General features: G+C 57.9%; 20 protein-coding genes. 17 read left to right on the forward strand and 3 right to left on the reverse strand.

Annotation, left to right across the window (positions count from 1 at the left end; all coding sequences use genetic code 11):
* Position 1 precedes the first annotated feature (1 nt).
* A complete protein-coding gene (locus ACFO5Q_RS12970) occupies positions 2-517 on the reverse strand; it encodes a J domain-containing protein (RefSeq protein ID WP_068143286.1) in 516 nt (171 codons plus the stop codon).
* Between the two features lie 155 nt (positions 518-672).
* Here ACFO5Q_RS12970 and ACFO5Q_RS12975 point away from each other — a divergent pair, with 155 nt between their 5' ends.
* Complete coding sequence (locus ACFO5Q_RS12975; RefSeq protein ID WP_068143288.1) at positions 673-1,428, forward strand: LytR/AlgR family response regulator transcription factor; 756 nt, start codon at positions 673-675, stop codon at positions 1,426-1,428.
* 160 nt (positions 1,429-1,588) lie between these two features.
* Complete coding sequence (locus tag ACFO5Q_RS12980) at positions 1,589-2,704, forward strand: serine hydrolase domain-containing protein (protein WP_068143290.1); 1,116 nt, start codon at positions 1,589-1,591, stop codon at positions 2,702-2,704.
* On the opposite strand, the gene ACFO5Q_RS12985 is transcribed toward ACFO5Q_RS12980, so the two are convergent.
* Entirely contained in the window at positions 2,643-3,050 is a 408-nt protein-coding gene (locus tag ACFO5Q_RS12985) for a VOC family protein (protein WP_068143292.1), read from the reverse strand. The two genes, ACFO5Q_RS12980 and ACFO5Q_RS12985, sit on opposite strands and share 62 nt — an antisense overlap.
* A gap of 152 nt (positions 3,051-3,202) precedes the next feature.
* Between ACFO5Q_RS12985 and ACFO5Q_RS12990 the strand changes: the two genes are divergently transcribed.
* The 4 genes from ACFO5Q_RS12990 (at position 3,203) to ACFO5Q_RS13005 (ending at position 7,806) form a co-directional block, all read left to right on the forward strand.
* A complete protein-coding gene (locus ACFO5Q_RS12990; protein ID WP_068143294.1) occupies positions 3,203-3,871 on the forward strand; it encodes a DNA-3-methyladenine glycosylase I in 669 nt (222 codons plus the stop codon).
* Positions 3,872-4,006: 135 nt separating this feature from the next.
* Positions 4,007-6,091, forward strand: a complete 2,085-nt coding sequence (locus ACFO5Q_RS12995) for a sensor histidine kinase (RefSeq protein WP_068143296.1) — start codon at positions 4,007-4,009, stop codon at positions 6,089-6,091.
* A gap of 75 nt (positions 6,092-6,166) precedes the next feature.
* The gene (locus tag ACFO5Q_RS13000) at positions 6,167-7,276 is read left to right on the forward strand and encodes an FG-GAP repeat domain-containing protein (protein ID WP_068143298.1); all 1,110 of its coding nucleotides are present in this window, start codon (positions 6,167-6,169) and stop codon (positions 7,274-7,276) included.
* An 89-nt stretch (positions 7,277-7,365) separates the two neighbouring features.
* Entirely contained in the window at positions 7,366-7,806 is a 441-nt protein-coding gene (locus ACFO5Q_RS13005; protein WP_068143302.1) for a tellurite resistance TerB family protein, read from the forward strand.
* 53 nt (positions 7,807-7,859) lie between these two features.
* Here ACFO5Q_RS13005 and ACFO5Q_RS13010 read toward each other — a convergent pair whose 3' ends face one another.
* Complete coding sequence (locus tag ACFO5Q_RS13010; RefSeq protein ID WP_082719636.1) at positions 7,860-9,479, reverse strand: phosphoenolpyruvate carboxykinase; 1,620 nt, start codon at positions 9,477-9,479, stop codon at positions 7,860-7,862.
* A 430-nt stretch (positions 9,480-9,909) separates the two neighbouring features.
* Here ACFO5Q_RS13010 and ACFO5Q_RS13015 point away from each other — a divergent pair, with 430 nt between their 5' ends.
* The 11 genes from ACFO5Q_RS13015 to ACFO5Q_RS13065 all read left to right on the forward strand — a co-directional run bounded on the left by ACFO5Q_RS13015 (position 9,910) and on the right by ACFO5Q_RS13065 (position 20,862).
* On the forward strand, positions 9,910-10,620 hold the full coding sequence (locus tag ACFO5Q_RS13015) for a response regulator transcription factor (RefSeq protein ID WP_068143305.1): 711 nt from the start codon (positions 9,910-9,912) through the stop codon (positions 10,618-10,620).
* Positions 10,621-10,651: 31 nt separating this feature from the next.
* Entirely contained in the window at positions 10,652-12,322 is a 1,671-nt protein-coding gene (locus tag ACFO5Q_RS13020) for a sensor histidine kinase (RefSeq protein ID WP_068143307.1), read from the forward strand.
* Between the two features lie 42 nt (positions 12,323-12,364).
* Positions 12,365-12,814: an HPr kinase/phosphorylase gene (locus ACFO5Q_RS13025; RefSeq protein WP_156431838.1), complete on the forward strand. Its 450-nt coding sequence runs from the start codon at positions 12,365-12,367 to the stop codon at positions 12,812-12,814.
* Between the two features lie 4 nt (positions 12,815-12,818).
* Positions 12,819-13,706 (forward strand): RNase adapter RapZ, encoded by an 888-nt coding sequence (gene rapZ / locus ACFO5Q_RS13030; RefSeq protein ID WP_068143311.1) that lies wholly within the window; start codon positions 12,819-12,821, stop codon positions 13,704-13,706.
* 48 nt (positions 13,707-13,754) lie between these two features.
* Complete coding sequence (locus ACFO5Q_RS13035) at positions 13,755-14,153, forward strand: PTS sugar transporter subunit IIA (protein WP_068143312.1); 399 nt, start codon at positions 13,755-13,757, stop codon at positions 14,151-14,153.
* A 90-nt stretch (positions 14,154-14,243) separates the two neighbouring features.
* Positions 14,244-14,525, forward strand: coding sequence for an HPr family phosphocarrier protein (locus tag ACFO5Q_RS13040; RefSeq protein ID WP_068143314.1), 282 nt, complete (start codon positions 14,244-14,246; stop codon positions 14,523-14,525).
* A 123-nt stretch (positions 14,526-14,648) separates the two neighbouring features.
* Positions 14,649-15,935 carry an adenosylhomocysteinase gene (ahcY, locus tag ACFO5Q_RS13045; RefSeq protein WP_068143315.1) on the forward strand — a complete coding sequence of 429 codons (1,287 nt, stop codon included), beginning with the start codon at positions 14,649-14,651 and terminating at the stop codon, positions 15,933-15,935.
* A gap of 42 nt (positions 15,936-15,977) precedes the next feature.
* Positions 15,978-17,144 (forward strand): methionine adenosyltransferase, encoded by a 1,167-nt coding sequence (metK, locus tag ACFO5Q_RS13050; protein ID WP_068143317.1) that lies wholly within the window; start codon positions 15,978-15,980, stop codon positions 17,142-17,144.
* 114 nt (positions 17,145-17,258) lie between these two features.
* Positions 17,259-19,628, forward strand: a complete 2,370-nt coding sequence (locus ACFO5Q_RS13055; RefSeq protein WP_231727095.1) for a PAS domain-containing sensor histidine kinase — start codon at positions 17,259-17,261, stop codon at positions 19,626-19,628.
* 11 nt (positions 19,629-19,639) lie between these two features.
* The gene (gene tsaE / locus ACFO5Q_RS13060; protein ID WP_068144056.1) at positions 19,640-20,116 is read left to right on the forward strand and encodes a tRNA (adenosine(37)-N6)-threonylcarbamoyltransferase complex ATPase subunit type 1 TsaE; all 477 of its coding nucleotides are present in this window, start codon (positions 19,640-19,642) and stop codon (positions 20,114-20,116) included.
* On the forward strand, positions 20,113-20,862 hold the full coding sequence (locus tag ACFO5Q_RS13065; RefSeq protein ID WP_068143321.1) for a nucleotidyltransferase family protein: 750 nt from the start codon (positions 20,113-20,115) through the stop codon (positions 20,860-20,862). The genes tsaE and ACFO5Q_RS13065 overlap by 4 nt, the downstream gene beginning before the upstream one ends.
* The last annotated feature ends 3 nt before the right edge of the window (positions 20,863-20,865 follow it).

Raw genomic sequence — 20,865 nt, forward strand, 5'->3', positions numbered from 1 at the left:
ATCAGGCGCTCTTGTCGCGCAGCAGGTCGTAGGCGCTCTGGATCTGGTGGAAGCGTTCCGCCGCTGCGGGGTCGCCCGGGTTGGCGTCGGGGTGATAGATTTTTGCCAGCTTGCGATACTGCTTCTTCAGTTCATCCTGGCCCGCACCCGGGTCCAGCTCCAGCGCGTCATAGGCGGCGTTTTCCGTCGACGTAAAGCCGTCATCATCCATCGCGCCACCCCATTCGAAGGTGCGGGCGCTGGCGAAGGCGTCAGACGTTTCGCTGCCATCGTTCATATGGCGCTGCGCTTCTTCGTCGCTCATGCCCTGGAAGAAATCCCAGTTGCGGTTATATTCGGCGGCGTGCGGGCGGCAGAAATACCAGCGCTCAGACGAACCCGGTGATTTGGGTGCCGGATGTGCGCCTTTTTCGCTGCAGCCGGAATAATCGCACATGCGAACGGGCTCCGCGTCCTTGTCGCGGCCGTACTCACCCCAGCGGGGGAACCCAAAGCTTTTTATATAGTCGTTCGCCATCAGATTATTTTAGGCCAGATTGGCCGCTTTGTCTTGTCCCAGTCACATTTTTACGGTGCCGCACTTTATATAAGCAGCCCATCAATGCAAACCTTTCTTGCGGGGTAGGCCGCTATTTGCATTATGGTGCATAAGGTTGACCTGAAGGGATACATATGACGCAACTGGCCCGTCGGTTCTGGCTTTTTCATTTGGGGTTCTGGGCTCTGGCAGGGGTGCTGCTGTTCCTATCCGGGTGGACACAGGGCGGTGCCTATGTGTCCATGGTGCGCAACCTGTATCTGACTGCCGTCGGGCTTTTGCTGGCCTGGCCGTTGATGCTGCTGTTGGCGCACACCCGCAGGTGGGAAGTGGCAAAGCGTGTTTTTGTTGTTGGCGCGGCCTGCTATGGCGCCAGCCTTGCGACGGTGCTGGTGATCAACCCAGTAACCTTTCTGCAGCTTGACGGCGTTTTTGCGGAAATGGATTTCCGCATTCTGACCGCCGGGTCGCTTAATTATGCCATGGTGCTTGCGCTCTGGTGCTTCTTTCACGAAACCCTTGAGAAGCAATCATCTGGCCAGCCCACGCATACGGAAGCCCCCCAAACCATTATGGTTCAGAAGGGCACGACCGCCCGGACACTGGATGTTGCGGAGATCGACTGGGTGGAGGCCGCGGGCGACTATGCCGAAATTCACGCGGCGGGGGAGAGCTATCTCAAGCGTACGACCATGACGGCAATGGAAAAGGCCTTGCCGATGGACCAGTTCCTGCGGGTGCACCGCTCCTATATTGTGGCAAAGGCTGCTGTCGCGACCGTGGAGGGCAAAAGCAAGGGCGCTTACCTGCTGCAGCTGCGTGACGGAGCCCGCATAGACACGGGACGCAGTTATTCAGAAAAGGTGAAAGAAGCCTTCCTCGGAGCTTAATGTCCCGTTCGTCTCCTGTTCGTCTCAAAATCGGGCTGTTTATCGCTCCAATGGTTCGTCCGTCGCAGTTTGCTTGTCTGGGGGGCGCACGCCCGGCACCGTCAGGCAAGGTCCGGCGCGCCTGTAGAGCTTTGCGGGCTACGACAGCAGGAGATTAGACATGAAATTAAAGTTATTTGCGGTGGCTTTTGCCGCTCTTATGCCCTTGGCCGCGCAGGCTGCGGACGATACGCTGGAGGCATCAATCGATGCATTGGCGGCCCGAACCATGGCTGAAAAACATATCCCGGGCCTCGCAATCCGCGTTGTGCACGATGGTAAGCTGCTTTTCGACAAGGGTTTTGGGGTGGAAAGCGTGGAGCGGCAGGTGCCAATGACCACCGACAGCGTGCTGCCCATCGCGTCTGTTTCCAAGATATTTGCGGGTACTACGGCAATGCTTCTGGTTCAGGATGGCAAGCTTGACCTGGACGCGCGGATCAGTGGCTGGTTCCCGGATGTGCCGGCAGACAAGGCAGCCATCACGCCCAGACATCTTCTAAGCCACAGTCACGGGATGGAAGACTATTATCATAGCGAACGCTTCAAGGCCCTGCCGGAAGAGGAGCGCGCGGCCATGACGACCGACGACCGCATTCGCTGGTCGCTCAATCAGCCCCTGAACACGAGCCCCGGCGAGACCTTTTCGTACAGCCTTGTCGGCTATGTAATGCTGCAGCAGATCATCGAGCAAATCGAAGGAAAGCCCTACCAGCAAGTAGTGCGCGAGCGCATCTTCGTCCCGGTCGGCATGGCAAGTGCAGCCTATGGCGGTAGTGATGTGATCGTCCCCGGTCGCTTCCCGCTGATATATGTCTGGAAGGACGGCGCTCTTGCGTATCATCATAGCGATTTTGCTGGGGATGATTTTACGGCAGCTGGCGCGAATGTCTCTGTGGCGGATTCGGTCAAGTTCCTGACGGCCCTCGCGGACGGCAGTCTGCTGAGCCCGAACCTTCGCGATGAGATGTGGCGAGCCTATGACTTCGAAAGCGTTGGTAGCAGGTTCTACGGCCTTGGCTGGTTCAGCTACAAGCGCCGCAAAGACGGGCGCTTTGTTGTCGGGCATGAAGGCGGGGGCTCAAGCTGGCTTCTTTATCTGCCTGAGGAAAAATTGGCCGTGGTGGCGCTTTCGAATATGAGTGGGGCGCGCGCTGATACGCTACCGCATGAGATCAGTTATCTGGTGCTTGACTATTTGGCTCAGACACACGCCAAGGCGGGTAGCGGCGGTTGACACCGGCGTGATAAAGGCATAGCCGGTTGCCCGAAGGGTCCGAAAGATAGGCTTCACGCCACAGCCAGCGCTGGTCCACCGGTTGGGCGTCAAAGGCAATGCCAGCTGTCTCAAGGCGCGTTACCTCGGCGTCCACATCTGGAACTTCGAAATAGATCAGGCCTGACCCCGTGTTGGTGGAGGGGCCTTCTACCTTGTGCAGGGATAAGGTGGCGTTTCCAGACGGCAGCTCAAACCGGGCATAGTGATTTTCGCTGAACACGATCAGGCGCAGGCCCAGCGTTTTATAAAAGGAGATGCTTGCATCGAGATCTATCGCGCCCAGGGTGACTTGGTTGAGGTCCATATCGCTGCCCTTTTCTAAAGTATATCTTTTATAAAATGGGAAATGCTTTTGCTGATTCAAGAGCGCGGATAGCGAAATTTTGAACAGCAGGGCGCTGGACGCAATGATGGTGGGTCTATACCTTCTAGGCAAACTGATCACGGGGGTTATCCATGCGTACTTTCGCAGAAATATTCGAGATGGCGGCTGAAAGAAAAGGCGGCGCTGAAGTGGTGGAAGGCATGCTGCCCGACATCAAGACCGCTGCGGAAATCAGCGCCATCCCCAGCGACCGTATTCTGGCGGGCATGACAAGGTCTGTGTTCCAGGCCGGGTTCAGTTGGAAAGTGATTGAAAAGAAATGGCCGGGGTTCGAAGAAGCCTTCGAAGGCTTTGTACCGGTGCGCTGGAAATTCATGTCCGATGACGATCTGGATAGCCTGTTGAAAGATACAAGGATCGTGCGGAACGGGCCGAAGATTCTGGCGGTGCGAGACAATGCCATTCTGGTGTGTGACCTTGAGGACGAATATGGCTCCGCCGCCAAATGCATCGCCGATTGGCCGGCGGAGGATTTTGTCGGCCTGCTGGATATGCTCAAGGCACGCGGTGGTCGTTTGGGCGGTATGACTGGCCAGATATTCCTGCGCTTTTTGGGGCGTGACGGCTGGGCGTTATCTAAAGACGTGGTGGCGGCACTGATTCGGGAAGGTGTGGTCGATAAGGCCCCGACCGGCAAGGGCGCCATGCGGGCCGTGCAGGCGGCCTTTAACGCCTGGGCGGAGGAGAGCGGTCGCCCGTTCGCGCATATTTCCCGCACGCTTTCCTACACGGTCGGCTAAGGCACGGACTCAACTTCTTGCTTCCGGGCGCCTTGCTGTTGCAGACTGATGCGGTTGGGGGCCAGTTGACCCGGGCGTGACGGGACAGCCACCGTCTGGTTTGGTGGCCACCCTGGCGTGCCGAAAGGTGTGTGGATGCATTCTGGCAAACCTGAAATAGGTACGGCAGCCTTGCGTGTTTGGCTGGGAGCGCTTTTTGCGCTCCTGCTTATCGCGCCGGTGAGCTATGTGGCCGCTTCGCCAGCCACGTCTTTTGAAAATAACGAACCAATGCAGCTGAAAGACGGCTGGTTTGTCTATCGCGATCAAATCGTTGATCCGACAAGCCTTGCCGCTACCGCGTGCGGTCAGGAAGGGGGCGAGGCGGTCAGCGCGCCTGATGTCTGGGGGCCGGCTTTCACAACCAGTCTTTCCACAGGGCACGGCAAAGCCACCTATTGCCGGGAAATCACACTGCCCCAGGATGACAATGCATATGCTTTCTGGATGGGGACGCTGAGGTCTGTTTCCCATATTTACGCAGTGGGGCAGAATGCGGACGGCTCACCCCAGACATGGCTTCTGTTCAAGAACGGCGAGCTGGAACCAGAGGGCGACCAGGTGGTGGCGAACCCGGCCACGCCCATGATCGCTCTGCCGTACGACACCGATAAATTCACGCTCGTGATCCAGCTTTCAAACTATATCCACAAGCAGGGCGGCATGATTGAGGTGCCGCTTCTGGACCTCAGGTGGCGCATGGCGGCGATGGAAAATCGCGCCACGGGCCTGCCAAGCGCTCTTGTGATTGTTCTTCTGTTCGTTGGTATTGCGGCGATTGTCATGGGGTACCGTCGTCGTACCGCGCGCTCGCATAATTTTTTCGCTCTGCTGGCCATTGCGGCTGCCGTTCGGGCGGCGTTCGTCAGCGACCTGATATGGGATTATCTCCCTTCCTTCAGCCTCGCCCGGAAATATGACCTTGAGTATCTGTCGCTCTATTTCATTGCGTTTGCCTACTATCTTTTCGTCACAGACCTCCTGCGGCAGGGCAGGCGGCTTCTGGTTGACAAGGTGATCATCGCCATTTCCTGCGCCATGATGGCCTTCGCCTTGTTGGTGACACCCTTCATGGCGCCAGGCACCATCACGCTAACACGCGAACCTGTTCAGATACTGTGGATGACCATCATCTGCATGGTGATCTATTCGGTGTTTCACGCCAGCATCAAGACCCCGGAAGTGCGCCGGGAAGCGATCTCGGTCAGCCTTGGTGGCTTGATCTACGGCGGCTATGAAATCCTGTCCGTGACCGGGGTTGTGGCCTCGTCTCTTGAATGGTCGCAGTTCATCATCTTCGCCGTGATCATGATGCACGCCCATGCGTTTGTCATTCAGGCCCGGCGGGTGGAGCAGGAACGCGACATCCTGATGGCCAGCCTTGAAGACACCAACCGCGACCTTCAGAACAGGGCGCTCGCGCTTGATGTGGCGCTGAAGGACGCGGAGCAGGCCTCAAACGCTAAAAGCCATTTCCTTGCCACCTTCAGCCATGAACTTCGCACGCCCCTGAATGCCATCATCGGCTTTTCGGAACTGATGTCGCGTGAGCTCCTGGGCAAGCTGGGGAACACGCTTTATAAGGACTATGCCCGCGATATTCACGCCTCTGGCACGCACCTTCTGGAACTGGTTGATGACCTGCTTGATCTGGCGCGCATCGAAGCCGGCGTGGACGAGGTGAAGTCGGAGCCCATGGATGTTGCAGCCCTGGCGGTCGAGGTGCTGAATATCCTCAGCCTGCTTGCTGAACAGCATGATGTGACCATGAAGCTGGATTGCAAGCAGAAGCTTCCGCTTCTTTTGGGCGACGAGCGCAAGATCAGGCAGGTGCTGATCAACCTCATCAACAACGCCATCAAGTTCAATGTGGAAAAGGGCAAGATCGATGTCAGGCTGTGGGCCGACGAAGCAGGCCTTAATATTGAAGTGGCAGACACGGGCATCGGTATTGCCGAAGCCGACCTGCCGCTTGTGCTGTCGCGCTTTGGTCAGGTGGACAGCGAACGCCGCCGCCGGAATGCCGGTGTGGGCATCGGCCTGCCGCTCAGCGGCCTTCTGGTACGCCAGCATGGCGGCAAATTTGATATCGCCAGCAAGCTTGGTGAAGGCACGCGCATCACCATCTGTTTCCCGCCCGATCGGCTCGCTGAAAACCCTCAGTTGGCGACGGCTGGCTAACAGCCGATATAAGGGAGGTTGCGTTTGTTCTCGCGGGCCCTAATCTTTATCGCGAATTCATTTCAAGGGGGGATTATGATCAAAACAGTTTTGCTTGCCGCGACCGTTGCCGGTGGTGCGCTGGCCGATGACGCGGCGCCACTTTTCAGTGACCACGCGGCCTATCCCATCAATGATGAAACGCTGCTGACAGCCGGCCTCGCCGCAGGTGATCTGGACGGCGACGGCGATATGGACATTGTCGAAGCCAATGGCCGCCACTGGGCCCAGCCAAGCTATGTTTACTATAACAGCGGGCGGCACTTTACCGCGCGGCGTATGCTTGGGGATATGGATACCACCAGCTATAGCGTGCGGCTTGCGGATATGGACGGCGATGGTGACCTGGATATTGTGGCGTCATCCGACCTGTTGGAGAACCAGATTTACTGGAATGACGGCAAAGGACAATTTGGTGCGCCCTCGTGGTTTGGCAGTGCGGCCTCATACACCCGCAGCATCACAATCGCAGACCTGAATGGCGACGGTCTTCTGGACATTCTGGAAATATGCCGGGGGACCACCAACCTGATCTATGTGAATCAGGGGGGTGGCGCCTTCGCGGCTCCTGCGCCTTTTGGCCAGGCGGATGACAGGACCCTGGATGTAGCCGTGGCGGACATGAACGGCGACGGCCACCCTGATCTGGTACTCGCCAACCGTGACGGGCAGCAAAATCAGATTCTGCTGGGGGACAGCACGCTTGCCTTTACGACCAGCATCCCGTTTGGGCTGGGCAATGATGACACGCGCGGCGTGGCCGTGGCGGATATGAACGGTGACGGCAGGCCCGATATTGTAACTGCAAATATTGCTGACCAGAACCAGCTGATCCTGAACCGCGGGAATGGCGACTTTGAGGTTGCCCAATCCTTCAGCGGAAATTCGTCCAGAAGCTATTCTCTGGCGCTGGTTGATCTGAACGGCGATGGCCATATGGATGTCGTCGTGGGGAATGACCGCAGCCCCACGGAGGTCTATCTGGGCGACGGCGCAGGTGGCCTTGTGCTGAATGCCGAGATTGAAGCCCATGGTCCACGCACCTATGTTGTTGCCGTGGCCGACATAAATGGTGATGGCAGGCCTGATATCATTGTTGGCAATTCAGGCGACAAAACCGTGGTGCATTACCAGCACGGAAATTGACGCAGCCGGTCGCGCAGAGAGGGCGACCTGTCGCAGGCGCCGTTGGCAGATTGGGGCAGCGTGCCTAGGTTCAGAGTGAAGGAGTAGCCATGTTCGAGAAGGTCAGCAAAATTCTGGGATTGAAGGGCGAGAATGAGGTCGGGGCTTCCGGCCTTGAACTTGCTACAGCAGCGCTTCTGGTGCAGGTCTCGAAAGCAGACGGCGAATTCACAAGCGACGAACGCGACCAGTTGGAAGCCTGCGTGAAAGAGCATTTCGACCTGACAAATCTTGAAGCTGCGGAGCTTCTGGCGCGCGCAGAGCGTGACCAGTCGGACGCCACCTGCCTTTATGCCTTCACCCGTACGATTGCGAAGGAACTGGATAACGAAGAGCGGCAGGAGATTGTACGCCTTTTGTGGCGCGTGGCTTTCGCCGACCGGCATATCGATAATTTCGAAGAGAATGTGCTGGCGAAAGTCTCCGGCCTTCTGGGCGTTTCCCCCCACGACCGCATCCGCATCAAGCAGGAAGTGCAATCAGCACAATAAAAAAGCGCGGGGCCGGAGCTCCGCGCTTCTTCATTTCGGTTTCGAAACTTCTTTTACTCAGCGGCTTTTGCCGTCTGGCGTGGGCTTGCGGCCAGCACGCTGTCGTCCACATGATCCGCGAACGTCTCGAAGTTCTTGATAAAGAGGCTTACCAGATGCTCAGCCTTGGCGTCATAGGCCTCTTTGTCTTCCCACGTGTCGCGCGGGTTCAGGATTTTGGCGTCAACGCCCGGCACTTCAACAGGAACTTCGAAGCCGAAGTTCTCGTCAATGCGCATCGGGGCATTGTTGAGGCTGCCGTCAAGCGCTGCGTGCAGGAGGGCACGGGTGGCCTTGATTGGCATACGGTTGCCGACGCCGTAAACACCGCCGGTCCAGCCTGTGTTCACCAGCCAGCAGTTCACGCTGCCTTCAGCGATTTTCTTACGGAGAAGATCGCCATACACGCTTGGGTGACGCGGCATGAAAGGCGCGCCGAAGCAGGTTGAGAAAGTCGCCTGTGGCTCTTTCACACCGATTTCGGTGCCAGCAACCTTCGCGGTGTAACCGCTTAGGAAGTGGTACATGGCCTGCTCTGGCGTCAGGCGCGCGATCGGAGGCAGAACGCCGAACGCATCAGCCGTCAGCATGATGATGTTCTTTGGCTTGCCGCCGCGGTTTTCTTCGCTGGTGTTCGGGATGAAATCGATCGGGTACGCGCCGCGGGTGTTCTCCGCCAGCGTGTTATCGTCCAGGTCCAGCTCACGAGTGTGCTCGCACATCACCACGTTTTCCAGGATGGTGCCGAACCGCTTCGTTGTCGCATGAATTTCAGGCTCAGCTTCTTCGGACAGGCGGATCATCTTGGCGTAACAGCCGCCTTCGAAGTTGAAGACGCTGTCGTCGGACCAGCCATGCTCGTCATCACCGATGAGGGTGCGGCTGCTGTCGGCAGACAGGGTCGTCTTGCCGGTGCCGGAAAGGCCGAAGAAGATCGCCACGTCGCCCTCTGGGCCGATGTTGGCGGAGCAGTGCATCGGCATGATGCCCTTCTCAGGCAGCAGGTAGTTGAGGATGGAGAAGACAGACTTCTTGTTCTCACCCGCATATTCGGTGCCGCCGATCAGCACGATGCCTTTCGAGAAGTTCACCGCGATAACGGTTTCGCTGTTGCAGCCCATGGTGGCCGGATCAGCCTTGAAGCTTGGCAGGTTGATCACGGTGAACTGTGGCGCCATGCCTTTGAGTTCGTCTTCGCTTGGGCGCACAAGCATGGTGCGGCAGAAAAGGCTGTGCCAGGCATATTCGCCGATGGTGCGAACAGCAACACGGTGCTCAGGGTCAGAGCCGCCCCACAGGTCCTGAACGAAAAGATCCTTGCCTTTCATGTGGGCAAGGAACGCATCATGCAGGGTGTCGAACTGTTCCGGGGTCATCGGGCGGTTGGTTTTACCCCACCAGATGGTCTCTTCGGTCATCTCGTCGCGAACGGTGAATTTGTCATTCGCGGAACGACCGGTGTGTTTCCCGGTTTTCACCACAAGCGGGCCATCTTTTGCAATCTGGCCTTCGCCGCGGCGAATCGATTCTTCATACAGGGCTGAAGTGCCCAGGTTCCAATATTGGTTTCCGGTTTCAAGGATGCCGTGTGCATCCAGACCGACGGTGCTTAGACAGGCGCCAAAGACTTGCAACGTCTTGTCCTCCAAGTGATTATTGGGGCACTCCGGGAATATGCTCACCGAAGCAATTTATGCCGGGCTCTTTATAATATCCACGCGCGCGTGCGGGCCCTGGTCAGTTCTTGTCCCGACCCATCTCGGGAAGGCCGATAAACTTGCGGATATGCCCCCTAAAATCAACCTGATTCTGAATGAAATCAAAATGATAGCGCTGTCAAAATGCTAAGTGCCGAAAAGAACTTGGACTCTTCGGTCGGGATATTTTCTTGTGTGTCGGATAAATTGCCACGGCGGTGTCCATTCTGCGCCTTTTTTTGGACTTAAAGTCGGCCTAACGCTTAACCTTGACAGGGATTTGTATCGGGGACCAAACTCCCCCATATAAGCCAGAATGAAAAAAGCGGTCGCAGGGCTTCAGGCTCGGCGAATTTGAGGGGACACTATGACAGCACAAATCGCACTGGTTGATGACGACCGGAACATCCTGACATCTGTGACAATCGCGCTGGAGGCCGAAGGCTTCCGCGTGCGCACCTACCCTGACGGCCAGAAAGCGTGGGAAGCTTTGTCCAAGAATCCTGCCGACTTGGCAGTGCTTGATATCAAGATGCCGCGGATGGACGGGATGGAGCTTCTGCGGAAGCTTCGCGAAGTGACAGACATGCCTGTGATTTTCCTCACCTCCAAGGATGAAGAGATCGACCAACTTCTGGGCCTCAGGATGGGCGCGGACGACTATATCGGCAAGCCTTTCTCCCAGCGTTTGCTGATCGAACGCATCCGGGCGCTGCTCAGGCGCATGGAAATGAACAAGCGCGAGCCTGAAGAAGTTGAAGCCGAACCCGGCGAAGAAGTGATGGAGCGCGGTCGCCTTGTGCTTGACCCCATGCGTCACCGCGTCACCTGGGCCGGCAAGGATGTGACGCTCACGGTTACGGAATTCCTGATCCTCAAGACACTGGCGCAGCACCCAGGGCATGTGAAAAGCCGCGACCAGCTGATGGACGCCGCCTATTCGGATGATGTCTATGTGGATGACCGTACAATCGACAGCCACATCAAACGCCTGCGCAAGAAATTCCGTGCCGTGGCGGATGATTTTGATGCGATCGAAACGCTTTATGGTGTTGGCTACCGCTACAGTGACGACTAAGCTTTGTGCATGACATGATCAGCACAAGTTTATGACCGACACCGAGCAGAAAAGAAAATCCGCCTCAAGCCGCCGTGACCGCGCGAAGCAATCCGCCCGGCCGCGCCACTATTCGCGCGGGCTTTCGCCCCTGATGGTGCGGATCATGGTGGTCAACGCTATTGCGTTGATCATTCTTGTGGGTGGCGTGCTCTACCTCAACCAGTTTCGCGACAATCTGATTGCCGAACGCGTCAATACACTCACGGTGCAGGCGCGCATCATTGCCGGTGCGCTGGGTGAATCGGCCGCCGGTGGCCCGGAAGCCGTTGATATTGATCTTGCGCCAGCGCGGCAAATCCTGACCCGGCTCGTGGGGCCAACGGATAACCGCGCGCGGCTTTTCGCCACCGACGGCCGCATGATCGCGGACAGCCGGTTCCTCGCGGGCGATAAGCGCCTGATTGAAGAGGAGCTGCCAGCGCTGGACGCACAGGTCAGCCTTCTGGATCAGATGGAAGACGCGGTTCACCGCCTGCTGGATAGCATCACCGAAGATATTGAGGCGCCGCCAAGCGTGGACCGGCCGGGCATGCGCGGGGAAGATTTCATTGAGGTGATGGCCGCGCTTGAGGGCGAGACCATGACCCAGATAAGGGTGCGTGAAGACGGCCGTTATATCGTCAATATCGCTGTGCCGGTACAGCGTTTCCGCCGTATCCTTGGTGTGATGCTCCTGACATCCCAGACCGACGATATCGATGCCATCGTGCGGCAGGAGCAGATGCTGACGGTGCGTGTTTTCCTGGGCGCGCTGGTGCTCACGATGCTGCTGAGCTTTTTCCTGGGGCGCACGCTGGTACGGCCCATCCGGGTGCTGGCGCGGTCCGCCGAGCGGGTGCGCCAGGCCATCGGACGCGAGGAAAATATCCCTGAATTCGCCGAGCGGATGGATGAGATCGGCGATCTTTCAAGGTCGCTTTCCGATATGACGCAGGCGCTTTATAACCAGATTGACCGGGTTGAACAGTTCGCCGCCGATGTGGCACATGAGATCAAAAACCCGCTCTCAAGCATGCGAAGTGCGCTTGAAACCCTGTCGATGACGGACAAGCCGGATGTGCAGGCCAAGCTGTTTGCCATTCTGCGCGATGACGTGAAGCGCATAGACCGGTTAATCACTGACATCTCGAACGCCTCAAGGCTTGAGGCGGAGCTGACCCGTGCCCAGACCGAACCTGTCGACCTGGCTGTGATGTTGGGCGTGCTTGTGGAATCCTACAAGACCGCGCACACGAACGGCGAGGTAGAGGTGGTGTATGACGACTATGAGTCAAATGTTTTCATGGTTGCCGGTGTTGAAGCGCGCCTGGGGCAGGTGTGGCGCAACCTGATCGATAATGCCATCAGCTTTAGCCCGGAGGGCGCCAAGGTGAAGGTGACGCTTGAGCGTCAGGACCGCTGGGTGATCGTGATGATCGAGGACGAAGGCCCGGGCCTGCCTGAGGGTGCGGAAGAAAAAATCTTCAGCCGCTTTTATTCAGAACGCCCGGACAAAGAGGACTTCGGCAAACACTCAGGCCTTGGACTTGCTATTTCCCGGCAGGTGGTGGAGGCCCACTCGGGTGTGATCCGCGCTGAAAACCGCACCGAAAATCATACTGGCGAGAATGCCACTATATTGGGTGCCCGCTTTATCGTAGAGTTGCCCATGTCCGCCTGATCGGCGGACGCTTTGATGCACTGAACACAGGGCTTGAGACGGGTGAACAACTATCACGGAACATTGGTGGATCTGGCGGGCGTTGGTGTGCTGTTGCGCGGTCCTTCCGGCTCAGGCAAGTCTGATCTGGCGCTCAGGTTGATGGACCGGGGGGCGGTTCTGGTGGCCGACGACCAGGTGGTTCTTGAGAAACGCTCCCGCGGCCTGATGGGATACGCCCCGGACAGGATTTACGGGCTTATCGAGGTGCGCGGCATCGGTGTTATGTCCCTGCCGGCGATCAAGACAGCGCTTGTGAAACTGGTGGTCGATTTGGTGGATGCTGATGCCGTAGATCGCCTGCCCGACCCCGCCAGCATCACCATAGAAGGCTTGGAATTGCCGCTTGTGAGACTGCATGCCTTTGACCTTAGCGCGCCGCAGAAAATTGAACTCGCCATCCATTATCCCGATCAGCTAGGGTTGGGTGTCGAGGACTATAAAAAGGGATAGCAGTATGGCCGAGGCCACGGCAGATAAAAGACAGCTTGTGATCGTTACGGGGCTTTCCGGCGCCGGGAAATCATCGGCCCTGCATTCCTTCGAAGATATCGGCTATCAGGCGATCGACAACCTGCCGCTGACCATGCTGGGCCGCCTGGTGGACGAAGCCCGCAGCGCGGGGGATATGACGCCGCTTGCCGTGGGGATTGATAGCCGGACACTGCATTTTTCGCCCGAACAGTTTGCCCAAACCATCACGGACTTGCGCGACATCGCAGATGTGTCGCTGCATGTGCTCTTTATGGATGCGTCCGACGATGAACTGATGAAACGCTTTTCCGAAACGCGGCGGCTGCACCCGCTTGGAAAGGGGCTTGTCCTGAGGGAAGCCATCCTGCGTGAACGCGAAATGATGGCACATATCAGGCCCCATGTGGACGGCTTGATTGATACAACGGGGCGAACAGGGGCCGAAACCCGCCGAACGGTGCTGAGCCGGTTCGCAGCCGAAGCGCTGCCCAAACTGATTGTTACCTTCATGTCCTTTGGGTTCGCCCACGGCGTGCCGCGGGACGCTGACATGGTGCTGGACGTTCGCTTTCTGAGGAACCCGCATTATGTGCCGGAGCTCAAGCCCCGAACCGGGCGCGAAGAGGATGTCGCCAATTTCGTCAAGGCGGACGAAGGCTTTGAACCCTTCGTTGAGAAGGTGGAAGACCTGCTGGAATTCCTGCTGCCGCGCTATGCACAGGAAGGAAAATCCTATCTCACGCTTGCATTTGGCTGTACAGGTGGCAAACATCGTTCTGTAGCAGTGGCGGAAACCATCGCGGCACGGGTGAAGCTGGACGGCATGGCCGTCAATCTTTGCCATAGGGAAATTGCCGGAGAAGAAGTTTAATCGGCAGATGCGGGCTACAGAGCCAGGATTAGAGAAGAGGGTGTGTGAATGATTGGCATGGTGTTGGTGACCCACGGACGGTTGGCGGACGAATTTGTTGCCGCGACAGAGCATGTGGTAGGCGCCCAGGAGCAGATTCGTGCCATTTGCATCGGGCCGGACGACGATATGGAACTCCGTCGTCAGCAGATCATGGATGCGGTCAAGGAAGTGGATAGCGGCAGCGGCGTTGTGCTGCTGACGGACATGTTCGGTGGTACGCCATCGAATCTGGCGATCTCGCTTCTTGAAAAAGGCAAGACCGAAGTGATTGCCGGTATTAATTTGCCAATGCTGATCAAGCTGGCAAGCGTACGGCATGGCTCAACGCTTGAAGAATCAGTCGAAGCCGCCAAAGAAGCGGGTGTTAAATATATCAATGTGGCCAGTCAGGTCCTTGGGGGCTGATAAAGCCGATAAATTGGCTGGATAGGAAAATAAAGCGGCGTTGCGCGGGGGCGCATCACGCTGGTGTTGGGGAGTGAAACAAAAGTGAGTATGGCAGTAGCTGGTGAAAAAAAGCGCGTGGACATCGTGAATGCGCGCGGGCTTCATGCAAGAGCATCAGCCCGGTTTGCAACGGAAGCTGGGCGCTATAACGCTATCGTTTCCGTATCCAAAGACGGCGTCAGCGTGGTTGGTACGTCCATCATGGGACTGATGATGCTAGGGGCGGCCAAGGGCGATTCCATTGAAATTTCCGCCGAAGGGGATGACGCTTTCGCAGCTGTGGAAGCCCTTTCCGCCATGGTTTCCAACCGCTTTGGCGAAGACGAATAAGTATCCAATCTTCGTTATATAAAGAAATCTTTATCTTTTTGATCCTACCTGCTATAAGCAGGCCAAATTAAGTTTGGCCTTGGTGCAAGTGCGCGGGCCCTAGAGTTAAGCAGGATCAAATTCATGACCGACTATAAAGTTGCCGATATTTCGCTCGCCGACTGGGGGCGCAAAGAAATCAAAATCGCAGAAACCGAGATGCCAGGCCTGATGGCGCTTAGGGAAGAGTTCGGTGCAAGCCAGCCCCTCAAGGGTGCGCGCATTGCCGGCTGTTTGCATATGACCATCCAGACTGCGGTTCTCATTGAAACACTGACGGCGCTTGGCGCTGAAGTGCGTTGGTCCAGCTGCAACATCTTCTCGACACAGGATCACGCGGCGGCGGCGATGGCAGCTTCCGGTATTCCTGTCTTCGCCTGGAAAGGTGAAACCGAGGAAGAAGCCGTTTGGTGTATCCACCAAACCATCAAAGGCCCTGACGGCTGGGTGCCGAACATGATTCTGGACGATGGCGGCGACCTGACTGTCATCATGCACGAAGACTATCCAGAGCTGATGGATGGTGTGAAGGGCATTTCCGAGGAAACAACAACCGGCGTGATGCGTTTGTATGAAATGGCGAAGGCCGGCACGCTCGCAGTTCCTGCAATCAACGTCAACGACAGCGTGACCAAGTCCAAGTTCGACAACCTCTATGGGTGTCGCGAAAGCCTGGTCGACGGCGTGAAACGCGCCACCGACGTAATGATCGCAGGCAAGGTTGCTGTTGTGTGCGGTTACGGCGACGTGGGCAAGGGCTCAGCCGAATCGCTCCGTAGTCAGGGTGCGCGCGTGATGGTAACGGAAATCGATCCGATCTGTGCGCTGCAGGCTGCTATGGAAGGCTATGAGGTCGTGACAATGGATGATGCCGCGAAGGTTGGCGATATCTTTGTCACCGCCACAGGCAACAAGGACGTGATCACGCTTGACCACATGCGCGATATGAAAGACCGCGCGATTGTGTGCAACATCGGCCACTTCGACAGCGAGATCCAGATCGCAGCGCTTTCCAACATGAAATGGGAAGAAGTGAAGCCGCAGGTGGACGAAGTTGTGTTCCCGGACGGCAAGCGCCTGATCGTGCTCGCTAAAGGTCGTCTCGTGAATCTCGGCTGTGCCACCGGCCACCCAAGCTTCGTGATGTCTGCCTCCTTCACCAACCAGGTGCTGGCGCAGATTGAGCTTTGGGAAAACCATACCAAGTACGACCGCAATGTTTATGTGCTGCCAAAGCACCTGGACGAGAAAGTGGCCGCGCTGCACCTTGGCAAGCTGGGCGCCAAGCTCACGCAGCTCAGTGAAGACCAGGCCAAATACCTGGGCATTCAGGTTGCAGGCCCGTTCAAGCCGGAACATTACCGTTACTAGGGGCGATTGGGGGCGGTAGCCCCCTGTCTCGAGGAGAGAAGAATGAGCGAATATGTTTTCACCAGTGAATCCGTCTCAGAAGGCCACCCGGACAAGGTAGCCGACCGGATTTCCGATAGCGTTGTGGACCTCTATCTGGGTGCAGACCCAGAAGCCCGCGTTGCGTGCGAAACCATGGTTACGACCAACCGGATCATCCTGGCGGGTGAGGTACGCGGCCCTGAAAGCGTTCAGGCGCATATCGAGGAAGTTGCCAGGAACGCTGTGCGTGAAATCGGGTACGAGCAGGAAGGCTTCCACTGGAAGAATGCCGTTTTTGAGAACCACCTGCACGAACAGTCAGCAGATATCGCCATGGGCGTTGACGCCGCTGGCAACAAGGACGAAGGCGCGGGCGACCAGGGCATCATGTTCGGCTATGCCTGCGACGAAACCGAAAGCCTGATGCCGGCACCGATCGATTTCTCGCACCGCATCCTGAAGTCCCTTGCTGCTGCGCGTCATTCCGGTGAGGCGCCAGAATTGGAGCCAGACAGCAAAAGCCAGGTGACGCTTCGCTATGTGGACGGCAGGCCTGTTGGTGCCACATCTGTTGTGGTTTCCACTCAGCATAAGGAAGGCGTCACGCAGGAAGTTCTGCGCGCCCTGGTGCGCAAGCACGTGGAAGCGGTGCTGCCGGAAGGCTGGATGTGCCCTGAAGGTGAGTTTTATGTGAACCCGACCGGCAAGTTCGTGATCGGCGGGCCAGATGGTGACGCTGGCCTCACGGGCCGCAAGATCATCGTGGACACCTATGGCGGCGCAGCCCCACATGGTGGCGGTGCCTTCTCGGGTAAGGACCCAACCAAGGTGGACCGCTCAGCCGCTTATGCTGCCCGCTATCTGGCGAAAAACGTGGTGGCTGCGGGCTTGGCCAACAACTGTACGATCCAGTTGGCTTATGCCATCGGCGTATCCAAGCCGCTCGCGGTGTATGTGGACCTCTGGGGCGATCAGCCGCGGGTGGACCCGCAGCATCTGTCAAACGTGCTGCAGCAGATGGTGAACCTGAGCCCCCGCGGCATTCGCGAGCATTTGGGCCTCAACAAGCCGATCTATACCCGCACGTCGTCCTACGGTCACTTTGGCCGCAAGCCGGCGGAAGACGGTGGCTTCTCCTGGGAGAAGACCGATCTCGTGGACGCGCTGAAAAGCGAATTCGGCGTTTAATCAAATTGGGCCGGTTCGCCGGCCCAATCTCGTCTTGTGCCACCTCGGGCAAAGAGGCTACTCTCTCCTAGTTCAAGATGATTTTCTGTCTTGGTCCAAGGGGAGATTTTGGCTGTGCCGTTTGGTGACCTGCCATCATATGTAATCTGGATCGTCATTGGTGTTGCTGCAGCCGCGTGGGTTGGTCTGGCGCTATATGCCTTGTGGCGCACCGGGCGGGCGACAGACAGGGCGCGGTCGCTGCAGGACCTTGCCAACTTCCTTGATAGCATGATCCAGACAGACCGCCGTCACCCCATCTGGCTGTGGGCGGATGGGCGCATGCAGGCTGATGCCGATACGCTGGATCTTGTGGGCCTGGACGACAGCGCGCGTACCCTTGATGAGCTTGTCACAGCAGAAAACGGCATTCCGGACCGCACAGTCGCGGATATCAAGCGCAGCCTCTCTTCCGGTGGGGATATTTCCACACCGCTGATCATTGATCGCGGCAAGAACCAGCCGCGCCTGATCCTTGATTTTCAGTGGCTGCCTGCCCGCGATGACCGCTGGCCCGCGAGCATCCTGTGGATCGAAGAAAGCATGGACCGCGCAACGCGGACCAACCGCCAGGGCGTGCGGGCGCTTGAATTGAAGCTCAAGGACCTCACGCGGGTTTTCAACAACCTGCCGTTCCCGGTGTGGGTGCGGGGGCCGGACTATGGCATCGTGGATGTCAATGAAGCCTATGTGAAAGCCGTGGACGGCAACAGCGTCTATGATGTGACCGAACGCAACCTGGAGCTCTTTGACCGTGGCAGCCTGGCTGCTGCCCGCAAGGCGCGTGACAAAGGCGAGCGGGTGCGCGAACGCCGCTTCGGTGTCACGGACGGCCAGCGCCGGGCCTTTGCCGTTACCAATATTCCGCTTGATGATGAAGGCCATGTCATGGGCATCGCTGTGGATGTCACAGGTGAAGAGGAAGCCCTCTCGGAGCTCGCGCGTGTGCTGGAGGCTCAAAACGAAACGCTCAACCGGCTTCGAAGCCCGGTAGCGATTTTCGGACCGGCGCAGACGCTGAGGTTCTACAACAGTGCGTTTGCCCGGCTGTCGCATCTGTCCGAAGACGTGCTCTCAAGCGAGCTTCGCCACAGCGAAATCCTGGATGCCATGCGTGAAAAACGCCGCCTGCCAGAGCAGGCTGATTTCCAGCAGTGGAAGAAGAATATCCTCAAGCATTACACCACGCTTCTGGAGCCGTTCGAGGAAATGTGGCACTTGCCTGACGGCACGGCCCACCGGGTGGTGACCCAGCCGCACCCGTTCGGCGGGCTCCTGATCCTTTTTGAGGATGTTACCGACCGGCTGGCGCTTGAGCGGTCCTACAACACGCTGATGGCGGTGCAGCAGGAAACGCTGGATAATATGGTTGAAGCGATCGCCGTGTTCGGCACGGACGGGTTGTTGCAGCTTTCGAACCCGGCGTTTCGGTCTTTGTGGAACCTGACGGCAGACGATATTGACGGCAACCCGCACCTGACCGAACTGACTGCCAAGGTGCCTGCGATTGCGGACGAAAAAGACCCACGCTACAGCGATTTCAAGGATCGTCTGGTCAGCTGGATCAGCGAACATAAGCACCGGAGCGGCCGTTGGTACCGCACCGATGATGCGGTGATCGACTTTGCCATCGTGCCGCTGCCGGACGGCGGCGTGATGCTGACGCAGTCGGATGTGACCGACAGCTTCAAGGTGGAGCAGGCGCTGAGGGAACGGTCCTCGGCCCTTGAGGCAGCCGATCGGCTCAAGAGCGAATTTATCACCAACATGTCCTATGAGCTCAGGACGCCACTCAACAGCATCATCGGCTTCGCTGAAATGCTGGACCAGAAGATGTTCGGTGAACTCAATGACCATCAGGCGGACTATGTCAAAAATATCCTGACAGCGTCGGGCGAGCTCAAGGACCTTATCGCAGACGTGCTTGACCTGGCGGTGCTGGATGCGGGCGAGGCACACCTGACGCTCAAGCCCATGAATGTGACTGAGGCAATCAACGACACAGGCCATCTGGTGGTTGAACTGGCGCGCAAGTCGGAAATCCAGATCAAGCTGGACAAACTGCAGGATGTCGGTGTGATTGAAGCCGACGAGCGCCGCATTCGGCAGGCATTTTACAATATGGTTTCCTCCATGCTCAACTTTGCCCGCCATGGCGGCAAACTGTCGATTGAGCTTTCAGGGAGTGATGATCTGGTCACCATCAATATCAGCAACCCGGATTCCGGGCTGACCGAGCGGGAACGCGACCGGCTGGTGACCACCGTGCGCATGGGCGCTTCCCCGGGCGGCAAGCTTGCGACAGGCCTTGACCTGGCGCTGGTGCGTTCCATCGTCAATCTGCATCATGGCAGCATTCGGCTTGACCCGCTTGGCGAGGAAGGGCTATCGCTGAGCTGTGATCTGCCGCGTACCCAACCGGCTGACGCCGAACCCGCCAAATAGACTTTATGACCATGAGCGACACAGTTTCCCGGACCATAAAATGCCGAACCGAAGCAGACACACTGAAGCTGGCCGAGGCCCTGGCGGACCGCGTTCCCGCGGGGCGTCTCATCGCGCTTGAGGGCGACTTGGGGGCGGGCAAAAGCACGCTCGCCCGCGCCTTCATCCGCGCGCGCCTGCATGACCCGGAAGCCGAAGTACCAAGCCCCACCTTCACGCTGGTGCAAACCTATGGCTGCGATGATGGTGTTGAGGTCTGGCACGCTGATCTCTACCGCCTCACGGACCCCGAAGAAGCCTTCGAGCTTGGGCTGGACGAAGCGCGGGATGAGGCCATCTGCCTGATCGAATGGCCGGACCGCATGCCACAAGACTGGTGGGTTGGTGCGCTTACGGTGCGGCTGACGATTGGTGAGCGCGGCGAACGCACAGTCGTTCTGTCGGGCGATGCTCGCTGGCAGCCGCTCGTGGAAGGGCTTGAGGCATGAGCGCACCCCAAAACGCCATAAAGAATGCCATGGTGCTGGCGGCGGGCAAGGGCACACGCATGGGTGCGATCTCTGACACCACGCCGAAACCGCTTGTGCGCGTCGCTGGCGTGCCGCTGCTGGACCGCATTCTGGCGCACCTCTGGAAGGTGGGCTGTGAAAAAATCGTGGTCAATGTGCATCATCTGGCTGACCAGATCGAAAGCCACCTTGCCCCGCTTGTGGCAGAGGGGCATGTGGCTATATCTGACGAACGCGACGCGCTTCTTGAAACCGGCGGCGGCGTGAAAAAAGCGCTGCCGATGCTCGGGCGCGACCCGATCTATGTGATCAACAGCGACGCCCTTTGGGTCGATGGGACGGGCGGCACACTCACCCGGCTTGCGCAGGTGTTTGACCCCAAGCGCATGGATGTGCTGCTGTTGCTGGTGCCCACAGCGGAGGCGCTTGGTTATCATGGTGCAGGAGACTTTATTCCGGACGGTGATCCGTCTGGTCCAACACCTATTCGTTTCCGCGGCTCCGCTGCGTCTGCGCCTGTTATGTTCGGCGGCATTCAACTGGTGAACCCCGCGCTTTATGATGATATGCCGGAAGGCAGGTGGTCAAATGTGGAGATTTTCCGCAAGGCTGAAAAGGCTGGCCGGCTGTTCGGACTTTTGCACACCGGGCACTGGATGCATGTGGGCACGCCCGAAGCCATCAAGGCGGCGGAGGACAAGCTGGCCTCCCTGCGACTGGGCTAGGCC

The sequence above is a fragment of the Kordiimonas lipolytica genome (genome assembly GCF_042651265.1).
Lineage (GTDB): Bacteria > Pseudomonadota > Alphaproteobacteria > Sphingomonadales > Kordiimonadaceae > Kordiimonas > Kordiimonas lipolytica.